The sequence below is a fragment of the Anaerocolumna cellulosilytica genome, from assembly GCF_014218335.1.
In the GTDB taxonomy this organism is placed as follows: domain Bacteria; phylum Bacillota; class Clostridia; order Lachnospirales; family Lachnospiraceae; genus Anaerocolumna; species Anaerocolumna cellulosilytica.
Window position 1 is genome coordinate 3,379,229 of the sequence record NZ_AP023367.1, and the last position, 13,927, is coordinate 3,393,155.

The 13,927-nt window shown below is 35.8% G+C and carries 14 protein-coding genes and 1 tRNA gene; 1 reads left to right on the forward strand and 14 read right to left on the reverse strand.

Annotation, left to right across the window (positions count from 1 at the left end; all coding sequences use genetic code 11):
- Positions 1-150 precede the first annotated feature (150 nt).
- Positions 151-780 (reverse strand): anti-sigma factor family protein, encoded by a 630-nt coding sequence (locus acsn021_RS13925; RefSeq protein WP_184093868.1) that lies wholly within the window; start codon positions 778-780, stop codon positions 151-153.
- A 239-nt stretch (positions 781-1,019) separates the two neighbouring features.
- On the opposite strand from acsn021_RS13925, the gene acsn021_RS13930 reads away from it, so the two are divergent.
- A tRNA-Leu gene (locus tag acsn021_RS13930) sits at positions 1,020-1,102 on the forward strand.
- A 180-nt stretch (positions 1,103-1,282) separates the two neighbouring features.
- Here the strand turns inward: acsn021_RS13930 and acsn021_RS13935 are convergent.
- The 13 genes from acsn021_RS13935 to acsn021_RS13995 all read right to left on the reverse strand — a co-directional run bounded on the left by acsn021_RS13935 (position 1,283) and on the right by acsn021_RS13995 (position 13,923).
- Entirely contained in the window at positions 1,283-3,502 is a 2,220-nt protein-coding gene (locus tag acsn021_RS13935; protein WP_184093869.1) for a tetratricopeptide repeat protein, read from the reverse strand.
- A gap of 131 nt (positions 3,503-3,633) precedes the next feature.
- Positions 3,634-4,245: an endolytic transglycosylase MltG gene (locus acsn021_RS13940; RefSeq protein WP_184093870.1), complete on the reverse strand. Its 612-nt coding sequence runs from the start codon at positions 4,243-4,245 to the stop codon at positions 3,634-3,636.
- Positions 4,246-4,450: 205 nt separating this feature from the next.
- Positions 4,451-5,107 (reverse strand): DUF6115 domain-containing protein, encoded by a 657-nt coding sequence (locus acsn021_RS13945; protein WP_184093871.1) that lies wholly within the window; start codon positions 5,105-5,107, stop codon positions 4,451-4,453.
- Positions 5,108-5,123: 16 nt separating this feature from the next.
- Positions 5,124-5,435, reverse strand: a complete 312-nt coding sequence (locus acsn021_RS13950) for a hypothetical protein (protein ID WP_184093872.1) — start codon at positions 5,433-5,435, stop codon at positions 5,124-5,126.
- A 15-nt stretch (positions 5,436-5,450) separates the two neighbouring features.
- The gene (locus acsn021_RS13955) at positions 5,451-7,055 is read right to left on the reverse strand and encodes a DUF342 domain-containing protein (RefSeq protein ID WP_184093873.1); all 1,605 of its coding nucleotides are present in this window, start codon (positions 7,053-7,055) and stop codon (positions 5,451-5,453) included.
- A gap of 14 nt (positions 7,056-7,069) precedes the next feature.
- Positions 7,070-7,837, reverse strand: a complete 768-nt coding sequence (locus tag acsn021_RS13960) for a FliA/WhiG family RNA polymerase sigma factor (RefSeq protein WP_184093874.1) — start codon at positions 7,835-7,837, stop codon at positions 7,070-7,072.
- A 35-nt stretch (positions 7,838-7,872) separates the two neighbouring features.
- On the reverse strand, positions 7,873-8,181 hold the full coding sequence (locus acsn021_RS13965) for a hypothetical protein (RefSeq protein WP_184093875.1): 309 nt from the start codon (positions 8,179-8,181) through the stop codon (positions 7,873-7,875).
- A gap of 45 nt (positions 8,182-8,226) precedes the next feature.
- Complete coding sequence (locus acsn021_RS13970) at positions 8,227-8,712, reverse strand: chemotaxis protein CheD (RefSeq protein ID WP_184093876.1); 486 nt, start codon at positions 8,710-8,712, stop codon at positions 8,227-8,229.
- Between the two features lie 8 nt (positions 8,713-8,720).
- Positions 8,721-9,335: a chemotaxis protein CheC gene (locus acsn021_RS13975; protein ID WP_184093877.1), complete on the reverse strand. Its 615-nt coding sequence runs from the start codon at positions 9,333-9,335 to the stop codon at positions 8,721-8,723.
- A gap of 12 nt (positions 9,336-9,347) precedes the next feature.
- Positions 9,348-9,800 (reverse strand): chemotaxis protein CheW, encoded by a 453-nt coding sequence (locus tag acsn021_RS13980; protein WP_184093878.1) that lies wholly within the window; start codon positions 9,798-9,800, stop codon positions 9,348-9,350.
- Between the two features lie 12 nt (positions 9,801-9,812).
- Positions 9,813-11,903: a chemotaxis protein CheA gene (locus acsn021_RS13985; protein ID WP_184093879.1), complete on the reverse strand. Its 2,091-nt coding sequence runs from the start codon at positions 11,901-11,903 to the stop codon at positions 9,813-9,815.
- Position 11,904: 1 nt separating this feature from the next.
- A complete protein-coding gene (cheB, locus tag acsn021_RS13990) occupies positions 11,905-13,053 on the reverse strand; it encodes a chemotaxis-specific protein-glutamate methyltransferase CheB (protein ID WP_184093880.1) in 1,149 nt (382 codons plus the stop codon).
- Positions 13,054-13,161: 108 nt separating this feature from the next.
- On the reverse strand, positions 13,162-13,923 hold the full coding sequence (locus acsn021_RS13995) for a flagellar brake protein (protein ID WP_184093881.1): 762 nt from the start codon (positions 13,921-13,923) through the stop codon (positions 13,162-13,164).
- Between the last annotated feature and the right edge of the window lie 4 nt (positions 13,924-13,927).

Here is a 13,927-nt window from a genome sequence, read left to right on the forward strand (position 1 = left end):
TGAAAAAACGGGTTGTGGCATCCTTTCTCATTTATTCTTTTCCTTTTTATAGAAACAGTTAGGCAATTGCTACAGTTCTTATATTTATTTTGATTATTTTGCTTACTTCCTTATTCTAGACAAAGTAATCCCCAATATCACTTGCACCCACTAATATACACCGGTTATCCAGTTCGGTATCCGGTATCGTCTGCCAATACCTCTCGGTGCTTTATATTCGTCCCATATCCTGTCCCCAAAGGCTTCTTTCATTAGGATTGCTCCCTCTGTATCCCTCTGCTTTAGATATGCATAAATCTCTGGCAGATTGTCAAGCATAATACCGGACAGATTCTCTTTACCATAGTTTTTAGAATCTTCTGAAAGGTCTCCCAATTCCTCTACAATGAACAAGCTTTCTGTCATATATACACTTTTCTTTGGTCCAGCGTTTAAAACATCCTCTACCACAAATTCTCCCAATCGTAAGCTTGAGGCTACTGCTACTAGAGAAATCAGTATGATTAAAACAATACGCTTTCTGATATGTAAGAATTTTTGGTGTATAATTCTTTCCTCCGACAGCCTTATTAAATCCATAAAATCCTGATGAAAGTCATTGGAAAGCTCCTTATCATCGTCTAGTTGCTTCATACCGGCAAGTAAAACATAATAAACTTCCAATTCCTCCATACAGTTGGGGCAATTACGGATATGATGAATAAACTCTTCTAACTGGCCGTTTGATAATTCATCATTTATAAACGGCATTATCAGCCGTTGAACATCAATACAATTCATATTACCACATGCCTTTCGTTTTCCGTACCTTGCTTACCCCACAGCTTACCTTTATTGTATCCGTTAATTATTCATTTTACCCTTTTTTCAGAAATGTTTCAACTAATCTTTTCTATTTCTTTGGAAAACCATGTTGGAATATAAAATTGGATATATTTCGGATAAATATTTGCATTTATTTTCATTTTTCTACTTGCATTCTGATTATAATTGTGTTAGAATAATCTTCGCTGGTTCAAGCGGATGTGGCGGAATGGCAGACGCAGCAGACTCAAAATCTGCCGGGGGTGACCTCGTGAGGGTTCGAGTCCCTCCATCCGCATTGTAAAATGCTATCTCGGAAGTCTTATTTTAGATTTTCGAGATTTTTTGTATTAATATAATATGCTTTGCTTAGTATCCTCACTTGTAGAAAACCACTTCATAAAAGCTTCTCAGTTTTTTACTTAAAAAGAAGCTGCTGCAAAAAATTGTAACAGCTTCCTAGTATTATATAAGATATTTATTCTGCTATCTCACCAATTACTTTTAAGTAGTCTTGTAGCTTATCGGATTTTATATATACATCCGGCTTTATCTTATTTTCCATTATATTTTGCTGCCTTACATTCCAATAATGACTTACTACATAAATCATCAGTTTACGTTCCAGATCCTCATAAACATATTGACCGACACCCTTTCCAAAGGTATCTCTTCCAATTACTGTCACATTGTTTAAGTAGGTTCTCAAGCCCAAGGTCAGAAGTTCCGCTGCACTTGCAGTATTTTCGTTTACCAGCAAATATATATGCTTAAAAGTTATTCTGGATTCATCGGAATAATAATTATAAGTATATCCATCCCTGCTTATTAAAGTACTGGTTACGTATTCCGGCAATAAAACATCTAAAATATTATTTGCAGTATCCGTAAGTCCACCGGAATTATCTCTTAAGTCAATGATTAAGTCCTTTTTCTCCGGATGTTTTATTGCATCTAATATATCTATAACCGTATTATCTGTATTTTCATAAAATCCAGGTATCCTAAGGTAAAACTGTCCTTTTTCCTCTTTGTACTCAATCTGTTCAATGTAACTTACGTAATCATAGAAATCATCATAAAGTACAAAGGTAAACTGGTCATCTTCTAACTTCATATCATCTACAGCTTTTGCAATTTCTTCATTTGTCATATCTTCTTTACAAAACAGTTCTTCTATTTTTTCCGCCAGACCCTCCTTATCCTCCAGATAAAGATAATTTTCTAAAATAAATTCCTTTACCCGTTCCCCGACCGGTTCCTTTCGTTCTGCCATGGATTCTTGTACATATAAAGCTGTACTGTTTGAAGGGTTCTGCTCAAGGCACTGTTTTGCATATTTACCGGCATTCTCGAAATCTTCCATCTTTAAGTAGGCATAGGCGATATTAGATAATATGTACTCATCCTCTGGATATAGTTCCATTGCCCTTTTATAATAAGCAATTGCTTGTTCATAATCATGAAGATTATAATAGCTTTCCCCAATATACCAGTATATACTGTAATTAGGATCCAATTTTTCTTCCGCAAGTTTTCCGTACTTAATACACTGATTATACCTTTTACCATATAGGAGCGCATATTGAATATTCAAATATCCATCTTTGTTTTCAGGTGCGCTTTTTATTGCCTTTTCAAAGTATGGTATGGACTCCATATACAAGTATTGATTTACATATAAGTTTCCTACGGCGTTATATAATTCATAGGTTGCAGTCCCATTATCTACTCTTTCTTTATAATATTCCAAAGCTCCTTCTATACCTTCTAAAGCCTCATAAGAATAAATTATCCAGCTGTCTAACACATCAATATCCGGATTTTCTTCCCTTAGCTCAGTAAAATAATCTAATGCCTCCTTATATTTTTCAGAATTATAATAAAATTCTCCTATCATATGTTTGACTTCTATATCATCGGGATACTGCATAAGTAATTCTTTATAAAAACCTCTGGCTTCCTCATAACCTCTTAAAACTGTTAGCAGTTCTCCTTTTTCCTTAAGCAAATCAAACTCTGTTTTGTTACTAATGGTTATATCTTCCAGATACTCTAAAGCCTTCTCATCATTACCCATATTTCTTTCACATTTTACTATATATAGTAAAGCATCTGTATCTCTTGCCATTTCATTATACTTTAAAAATAACTTAAGAGCTTCCTCATAAAGCCCCATATCATAGTTTACAATCCCTTTTCCATATATGGCATACCCTGTTCTAGGATTAATTTCTAGAGCTTTGTCATAACATTCCAAGGCCTCTTCATAGCGGTAAAGCCCACTTAGCGCATTTCCTTTATTAACATATTCATTTTCCGTATTCGGCTGTATACTTAATGCCTTCTCAATATACTCAAGACTAGCGTCGTAATCATATAACGAATGATAAGCCATTGCCAGGTTATTCCATGCATTATCCCTGAGTTCATCCGCTTTATTTTCTTTTTTAACGGTCTCTAGGTATAATGTTTCTAACTGGTTCGCTAATTCAAGGGATTTATGAAAGCATTCGATTGATTTTATATACTCTTCCTGATTATGTAACTTCAATCCCTCCTTGTTATATTCCTCAGCTTGCTTTATTATTTTTAGTGCTTCTAATTTCTCCTGGTCTATTGTCAGACTACAGGCATTTAAACTCATACAGCTTATAAAGATAGCTATAATAAGTAAATATTTGTACTTCTTTTTCATTGGCCCACCCACTTTGTTTGTATCTACCATAAATTTTTAAAAAAAGGGCCTGCTGTAAACATCCTTATATCTAACAATGTATTTTACAACAGACCAAGCTTATCCATATTAAATTAGTATCGTAAATTCTATTATTTAAAGATAATCTTATCTGCTATATCTTTATATGATGAAAGCATCTCTATTTCATAATTTCCAATTTTGATATCTCTTGTATAATCATTTTGTTTCAAATATTGATTAAACCCCTCAGCATCCTCGATAACTCCCTTTTCCATCAATAATTTAGCAACACCTTCTGATGTCATTCCGCTCTTGATTTCGACTCTAACTTTTTGAACTGAAAAAACATCTTCTTGCTCTGTGTCCAATGGAGCTTCTTCTGTCGGAGCAGGAATCTGGGTTATTTCTACTGTTACAGATGGGATTACAGCATTATCTGCTGCTTCCTTTTCATCCGCAAGCTTTTCCGCGTTTAAATTATCTACTGACTTTTCATCAGTTATAGGCTCCTTGTCAGGCTCTTGCCCAGAGGTATCCTGCTGCCAGACGGTAGGTGTTGGAGTTGATAATAAACCGGTAAGTTTATCTGTTTTTTCTACCATTCCCAATTCCTTTGCACGGTTTATTATTTCTTCATCTGATAGTGTCTTCTTAGATGGAGACTGGTTAGCCACTGTTAAAATAAGAGTTGAAAATAATATACCAACACCTATACCCCTTAAATAGTACTTTAATTTCATTATTATTCCCATTGCATAGCAAATTTCTTAAAATTGCGCTACTGCCACAAATAATCCAGTTGAAAAAAGAAACACGCGGCTTTCCTTTCTAGTTTATTTTCTTTCAACCATACCTTTATAAAAGTTATTTCACACTAGCTCCCATCGCATGCCGCTTCTGTTTGAAGATTCAGCACTGCTACATATCAGGGTGTGAAATTGCATTCTATTTCACACTATCCTTATACAAATCAATAACAAGCTTTACTTCTCCTTGTCCTAGTTCTAAAGTTTTTGAGATGTCAACGATAGAAAAACCCTGTGAATACATTTCTAGTATTTTTTGATTGTGGTTAGTGGTTAAATCTTCATTATTTTTTTCAGTAATTATAGGCTTTTTATTCTGTTTATCTTCTATATTTTTCTTATCAGGTACAATCTTTTGTATCTCATTTACAGCCTGCTTATTGAAAGTATTGTCTTTTACCGATGAATCTGTCGCATTAACACGCTCAATATCCTTCATTATATTCTTAAGTTCCGTTTCTTTTTCATTCAGCATATTATATAAAAATACCACTTCTTCATGGTTTTGACTGATTTTTTCTAATAATTGATTTGAAAAATCATTAACGGCAATTATTTTTTCATTTGATATCTGACTCAATTTATCGTCAACCTTTATTACAGCCTCTTCTGAAGCTTCCTGTAATAAAACATTTATTTTTTTCTTAATATCTTGTATTTCTGTTAAACTTAACTCCCTTTGGCTTACCAAAGCTTCATATACTTCGTTGCTATGATTCGATTTATCTACCAGAAAGCAGCTTATAATAATTACTGCAATTCCCATCAGTATTAAAAATATTACTATAGGTGTCATGATCTTGTCTCTCCTGCTATATCTTAATGTCTATGGAGCCTGGTCTTACTGCTTCTGTTTTATCCTGTTTATCTTTTTTCTTTTTCTTACTACCATTAGAACCTGTATAAGAGGAATTTCCCTTTTCCTTCGCATCATAACGATATTCCTTATTATCACTTTTGATTGTTTTAACTGTCATTTGACTATTGTGCTTGATTTCACCGTTAAATTGCTGATGAATCTGCATTTGATCATGCAAGGGTTTTTGATTCTCCTGCTGCTTATGTAAAGTGACTTCTTGTGTTTTGGGAGCCATAGTTGCAATATCAATCCTCGTTATGGGCATGGAAGCTACCTCCTTTTATAATGGTACAACCTTAATATCCGCTTTATCACGGATAAACCTGGTATAATGGACTTCTGTTTTTACAAAGTAATTTACATTGGATATTATTATTTTAACACCCGGATATGCAACATTTTCTATACGAATACTACCACTGTCGGAGCTTCCAATTTCAGCACGTAACTGCTCATATTTTTTTGTAAGTTCTTTTATTTCTGCTCTTAAAGTAATGCAATTTTTTGTAGCCATCCGAATATAATCTAGCCTTTCCTGAGAGAGTACTTCCCCGGAACTTATTTTTTTCTTATAGGTATCCATAATGGGCAGCAGCTTGTCCAAGTCATTCTCAAGACTGGCGATTTTCTTCTCAAGCCCACGAAATTCATCAACTATACCTGGATCAATACCAACCTCCAAAATCGTTTGAGTTCCCATGGTAGATCCTGCGGTCTTAGCTGTTATCATAGTTCCTGACTGTATGGCACCACCGGTTATAAAACCTTTCTTTCCTCCAACCGTAACATCCCCTTTAGCCATGACTTTACAATGGAGAATAGCTTCTGTTGTAATGTAGCCACCTGCTTTTACAACTGCGTTTTCAATAAATTTAGTGATGATATTACTGCCTGCCTCCATGGTACCTTTGCTCATTCCCTGCATACCACGCTTTAAGATAATCTGCCCTCCCGCAACCAGAGATGCACCTTCAACCACGCCATTTACAATAATATCACCCTTTGCCCGGATTGAATAACCAGTTAGTACATTCCCTTTCACATTTACATTGCCTTCATACTCTATATCTCCAGTAGAGGAATCTACATCTGCAAGTACATCATATGTGTTAGAGACGAAAACCTTCCCATCTGTTACTGTTGCATGTCCGCTGACATTTGCAAACATAGTTAAACCATCATCGGATAAGTAAATATCTTTGCCATGTTTTAAGATTTTTTGTATTACTTTTTTAGGAGTTAATACACCACCACAGACATCCATGCCCGATTTACCGGGAATTGCAGGGCTTAATGTTGCCAGTACATCACCTTTACTGATGGAACTTATCATATCCAGCTTATGAAAATCAACGGTTCCATCTTCATTCTGTTTCGGCTTCAGCGTGTTATCTGTATTAAAATTATAGACAATTACTGCATCTTTTCCTTCCAGAGGTTTAACTCCCTTAGCAAGTATTATATCTTCATTATATTTTTTATTCCTTATGAAACCTTCTACATTCTCCTGGATAACACCATAGCGGACTCCAGCAACTGCCAAACTGCCTACGATATCACTCATGGTAAGTTCCTTACCACCGTTTGAAGATGGATAGAATCTTCCGTAGGCAACCATTTTGTCAGGAGTAATCGTTATATTTACGGTTTCATCTTCTGTCGCTAATTTGGCAGATGTCAGTTTAACTTCAACTGCCTTATCTTTTGATACTAGTAATGCACGCCCCAATGCATTCACATCATAATCATAGATTTTTCTGTCTGCAAGATAGTTATTTACATCATTATAATCAACTGCCTTGCCTGTACCTACAGGAGGTATTAACTTTATGTAAGTACCATCTTCCTTAATCTCCAGTTTAAAATATCCGTTTTTGTTATCCATAAGTCTCCCCTTCATCAAATTCTCATTAATAGTTCGATATTGTTTCCGAGCTTTAATTTCATCTTTTGTAATGCCTTAGTATGAAGTTGGGAAATTCTCGATTCAGAAACTTCTAATATAGAACTGATTTCTTTTAGTGTTAAATCTTCATAATAATAAAGTATAATAACCTTTTTTTCTTTTTCCGTCAGTGTTTCTAAAGTTTTGGCTAAAATTTCCTTTAATTCCTGTTTCTCAATAATTCGGTCAGGTGTTTCAAATTCGGAGCTTAAATTAGACTCCATCTTTGCTTCGCTTCCCTGTTCCATATATTCGTCCAAGGATAGTAGATTTGAAACCTTTGTCTGACTTTGCCAGGTTTCAAATTCTTCTAACGTAATATCTAACTCTTTAGCAACCTCTTCATCAGTAGCAACCCTGCCGTATTCTGTCTCAATTTTGTGAATGGCCGCATCTAATTTTCTTTGTTTTTGCCTTAAGGTTCTGGGAATCCAATCCATTTTACGGATTTCATCTAAAATGGCACCACGGATACGAAAGCTTGCATAGGTTTCAAATTTTACACCTTTGGCATAGTCAAATTTATCAACAGCGTCAATGAGCCCGAATATACCATAACCTACCAAATCATCATATTCCACATTATATCCCAAATACATGCTTAGGCGCCCTGCCACGATCTTAACTAAGCTCGCATATTCAATTATGATTTTTTCGCGTCCTTCGGTTGTTTTTGTTTTACTGTATTCTTCCCAAAGCTTTGCCCTGCATTCCGCATTCATTTATAGTGCTCCTTCTGATTCATTGTTTACTGCTGTTATATCTCTGATGAATCCTCGGTTTTTCTTTCTCCAATCGTTGAATCTCCCTTTTGAGAGATTTCTTCTTCAGTAGTAAGTTCTTCTTCCTCCGTTGGAGTTTGTACAGTTTCTGTTGGTACTCCAGGTACAGCCGTTGCTTTCCTTATAATCACTGTTACTATTTTGCCAATTATATAAAATATTATTAATACAATTAGTAGAGCCTTAAGTCCATCTAATGCCTTTACGCCATTTACAATATTTAGAATACTGGTTATTGCTCCGGCAATGAGCATAATGGCAGGTGCAATGTATCTCTCCCTCATATTCATCATCCTTTTCTTTTGATTTCTCAAAAGATAAAAACTAAATCACATGACCTTTAAAGGTTTTCCGACTGATTTTACATGCAGTTCACCTGTCTCCGGATAAAATTCAATGGTTCTACCATAATCTAGTCCTGTATCTTCTGCAATAATACGTATCCCTAAGGATTTCAATTTTAATTTACTTGCTTCCGTGTTCCGTTCACCAATTCGCAGCATATCATTGTTAGAACTAAAGGCGAACATCTGCGCGCCACCGGCAATTTTGGCTATTAGCCGGCTTTTGCTTGCACCGATTGACACCATTTTGTCAATCAGTGCATCAATACCCGTATCTGCAAACTTAGCAGTATTTTCATTATTTTTTATCTTGGTGCTGTCCGGCAGCATTACATGTACCATCCCGGCTGTTTTTTTTAAGGAATCATATAAAACAATTCCTACACAAGAACCTAATCCTAACGTAGTTAAGGCATCCGGCGTGGTACAAACGTTTAAGTCAGCCATCCCTACTTTTATTAATTTTCCCATATACCCACCTATAATCCTAATGAGGATAGAATAACACCATATGATTCTAAAGAAGGTATGAGGATAAAATATCCGTTTACATCAGAGTCATCTTTGCTAAACTGTGTTTCAATTATCAATGCCTTATCACCAACTTTTCCAAATTCAATTGCCGGTACACTTAAAATGGCACCAGCCATATCAATTGACATATAAGGAACGCTGGCATCTATCCGAATACCTGTTAAGGTGGATAGGGAAGATAGATACGCACCGGCAATAATATTACCGATTTCTTTTAAAGCTGATAACTCCATTTCTGTAAAACTTTCGTCTTCCGGCGGTTTACCCAAAAGTATGTTAACAAGCCGGTATGCTGATTTTTGCTCCATCATAAACATCATCATACCATTAATTTCACCTTCTAAGGTTATCAGTATGCCTACTACAATATTCTCTGCTCCACCTACAGTATCCGGCAAGTCTTTAAATTCCAGTAATGCAACTTTAGGAACATTCATATCTACTTTACCATTAACCATAGTTGATAACGCCGTTGTTGCATTCCCAGCACCTATATTTCCAATTTCTTTTAAAACATCAACCTGCATACTATCTATATTGTCTAAGTTTATGTTTGACACTGGCAGCACTCCTTAAACTGTTTCTTTTTCAACAATAACTCCGGCAATATTTAACAAGGATATTAAGCCCTCCTTGTGTTTGCCGATTCCACTAATATATCCGTTCTTATCTTCTACAGCACTGTTACTTACTTTCTCAACCATTGTATCGTCTAAAGTAACGACTTCCTTAACCTCATCTACAATAATTCCAACCGCAGATTGAGGCTCTAACTTAATTATAATAATTCTTGTTGCTCCTGTTGCTTCTTCTTCCTCTAAGTCAAATTTTAAGCGCATGCTCATAACAGGTATAATTTCACCCCTTAAATTTATAACACCTTTAAAATATGACTGTGCCTTCGGTACTCTTGTTATTCTTTGCATTCTGACAATATTATCAACATATTTGATGTCGATTCCATATTGCTCAATTCCTATTTTTACAACTATGTATTGTTTTGAATCAATCATATTTCCATCCATGCCAGTCCCCCCTTAAACCAAAGTATTTACATCAAGTATCAGGGCCACTTCACCATCACCTAAAATGGTTGCACCGCCGATAATTTTATTATTGTTAATGTACTTTCCAATGGACTTAATAACGATTTCCTGTTGTCCAATCAGGTTATCAACTATAATACCAGCTAATCTGTCACCTTTGGAGACGATAACAACTGTAAGGTTGTCCTGCTGTTTATCTGTTTCAGGAACATCAAGCATTTTATCCAGTCGGATAAGGGGTATTACCGTACCTCTTAAGTTAATTACTTCTTTCGAGTGTACATATTTGATTTCTGAGCTTTGAACATCTTCAATGGTCTGGATACTGCCTAATGGAATTGCATACTTTTCAGTTCCCAACTCAACCATCAACGCCTGTATAATAGCTAAGGTTAATGGTAAGCGGATAATAAAATTACTACCCCCTCCAAGTTTTGTTCTGGCTTCGATATCACCGCCCAATGCTTCAATCTTAGTCTTAACAACATCAAGACCAACACCTCGCCCGGATACATCCGATATAACTTCTGCCGTAGAAAAGCTCGGTCTGAATAAAAGATCAATTATTTCCTTATCAGACATTAATTCAGCCTGTTCCTGTGTTATAGTGCCCTTATCGATGGCCTTCTTTTTAACTTTTTCTACATTAATACCAGCACCGTCATCACGAACTTCAATAACTACATTGTTACCATCCTGATACGCATCCAAATAGATGGATCCAACTGCTGGTTTTCCTTGATTCATTCGTTCTTCGTTGCTTTCCAGACCATGGTCTGCGGCATTACGAAGCAAATGCATCAACGGGTCACCAATCTCGTCAATTACTGTTCTATCTAATTCTGTTTCTTCACCAGTCATATATAATTCCATCTTCTTATCCAACTTTTTGGATAAGTCACGTATCATACGAGGGAAGCGGTTTACTACACTTTCAATCGGCACCATTCGTACTTTCATTACTGACTCATGAAGATTGGTTGTAACACGTTCCAGATATTCAATTTGTTCATTAAATCCTGAGCCATTTGAGGAATTCTTATCACTGCTGCTAATGGACACTAATCCGTTCTTTGCTATTATTAACTCACTCACCAGATTCATTAGAACATCCAGTTTTTCAATATCAACACGTACAGAGCGGTTTACCACTGGTTTTGCCGGCTGCTGTTTTGCAGCTGTGCCTGCTTGCTGTACCGGAGCCTTTGCTGCCACGGTATTACTCTTTTCCTTTACCTCAGCAGCCACCTGATGATTATCTTGAATAGCTTCTACTGCTTCGCTGTAATCAGCTTCAATCTTTTCAATAACAACATCCTTTACCTCAGACACGTTAAGAACAGAACTTTGTATTTTTTCTATACTAACCTTAGTTAACAGAATTACACTGAAATCAAAATCAAATTTTTCATCTTCAATATCCTGAACCTCGGGCTGGGACTTGATTACATCCCCTAAGCTCTCTAAAGCTTTAAAAACAAGAAACGCCCTGGCTGCTTTTAATATACAGGATTCTTGAATGTACACTGTAATACCAAAGGCATTCATTCCAATTTCATCAGCCTTATTAATGGCTTTTTTTTCATAATCAGCGATTACTAAATTCTTATATCTTAATACGGTATCCGAATTACTTTCAACGACAGCTTCTGCAGAAACCACAGCAGCTTTAGGAACTTCCTTGGTTTCTTTTCCTAATCCAATGTTTAAAATTGTATTAAGTTGTTTAATGATGTCCTCATAATCCTCTGTTCCTTCATCAGCACTTTCTTGAATATTACTCAAATAGGCTTCTAACGCATCTAAACCTTTGAATAGTACATCTACTAAGTCAGCAGTAACACCCATTTTCCCGTTTCTTATTTCTGAAAATACATTTTCCATATCATGAGTCAGTCTCTGCATTCTCTTATAGCCCATAGTACCTGCCATTCCTTTTAAAGAATGAGCCGCTCTAAATATTTCATTAATAGTTTCTGTATTTTCAGGTTCTGTCTCTAAAACCAGCAACTGCTGGTTTAAGCTTTGTAAATGTTCTTTCGTTTCATCAATAAAAATCTCAAGATATTGACTTACATCCATCTTACTGTACCCCCAGATTCTTTAATATGGCACCGGCAATCTGATCTAGCGGAAGAATCTCGTTGACCAGCCCCGCTTCAGCAACTACTTTAGGCATTCCGTAAACCGTACTAGTTGCTTCATCCTGTGCTATTACATAGATATTTTTTTTCTCTTTTAATTGTTTGATTCCGTAGGTTCCATCGCCGCCCATACCTGTTAAAACTACACAGGTAATTTCTGAAAAATCTGAATGCATTAAAGATTCAAATAAGATATCAGCACACGGTTTTAATCCATTTCTGGCAGACTCCAGTGTAACTGATAATTGCTGCCCATTTTCTGTCTGAACAAGGCGCATCTGGCTACCACCTTTTGCAATATAAGCTGTTCCCGACTTTATAACTTCTCTGTCGTTTGCTTCTTTCACCTCTAGCTTGCTCATTTCATTGAGCCGATTTGCTAAGGAGGCGGTAAAACCTTCCGGCATATGCTGAACGATTAAGACACTGCACCCTAACGACTGCGTTAATTTAGGAATAACCTGTTGCAGAGCTTTAGGACCTCCAGTAGAACAGGCAATTGCGACTAATTTCTTACCACCTCTTTTAAAAGCAGGTTTAAATTCACTAGTATGTACTGGTCGCATATCCGGCTGTAGAGATATAATCTCTGGTCGATGTAGCGTCTGTTCTGTTGACATAGTCCGGTTCTTTCTATAACCAGCCACGTCTTGCAGAAACATCTCTTTTGCCGGAGCTTCATAAAGTTTTGTTGCCATAACAAGACAATCAATAATTTTATTCTTAAAATTATCACTCTTTACTTCAAAAAAACTGTCCGGTTTCGTAACAAAATCAAAAGCACCAAGTTCTAATGCCCGAATAGTCTCTTTTGTGCCTTCCTTGGCAACCGTACTTACAATGATGATATTGGCTTTTACATTATGTTTTTCCAACTCTTCTAATAACTCAAGGCCATTCATCTTTGGCATGTTGATATCCAAAATAATTGCATCATAAACTTCACGTTCCTGGGCTAACAACTGAAATGCTTCTAATCCATTCGTTGCTAGTTTACATACTTGAAACCTAGAATCTAAGTTTATTATATCAGAGAGCACCCTTCTCATGAGTGCAGAGTCATCAACTATCAAAACTTTTTTCTGCATATTTCGCCCTCCATAACTTTTTTGGATATTTCTCCTGTCTTACATCAAAGGGATTTACCACTGTATAAATTTGAATCCTTTTCCTGCACGTCACACATTACTGTAGAATTATTTTTTTTCTTTACTTCTACGACGACGTTCTTCTTCAAAAATATACTTGATAATAGCTTCCCGTTCATTTTTCTGAAGTTCTTTAAATTGAATACGATTCTCATAAAACCCCTGTCTATGAATCATCTTTTCAGATGTAATAATTACCGCATCTAAAACACAATTTTTCAATTCTATCTCATTTGAAAAATTGATTTGTAGTTTAATTATATCTCCGTAATCATAAGACCGGTTAGAGACAAATCTGGCACCACCACCGCTTATGTCTAATATTGTACCTGTTTCCCATTCCCTTTTACAAACTTCTAAAGCTTTTATTAGTTGCTGCTTTCCCACCTCATCCTTGTAATTACTATCTTTTAGTTTGGTGGTAATAGAGACTTCCATATCAGATACAACATAATACTCTATATCTAAAATACATTCCAAACGATAAAATTGCCTCCGTTGAAACTTTTCTAAATCAGATATGCATTGCACAGTTAGAATGAAGATATTATTGACCTGTAATCGATTGGTGATCACGCCCCTACATTGATACAGTCCCTTTTTTGTAAAAAACCGCAGACCATACTTATCGCCAATAGAAAGAGGGATTATTCTTCCTTTGTCCATTGGCATAAGAATTACTGCAGTCTCGTCTTCTTTGAAATCTAAAACCTGGCTTTTATAGATCTTCTCATGTTCCATTTCTTTTGAATTTACTCTTATCTTTTTCAATTCCAGTTTATCACCAATCTCAATTAAGTCTTTCATCATATGT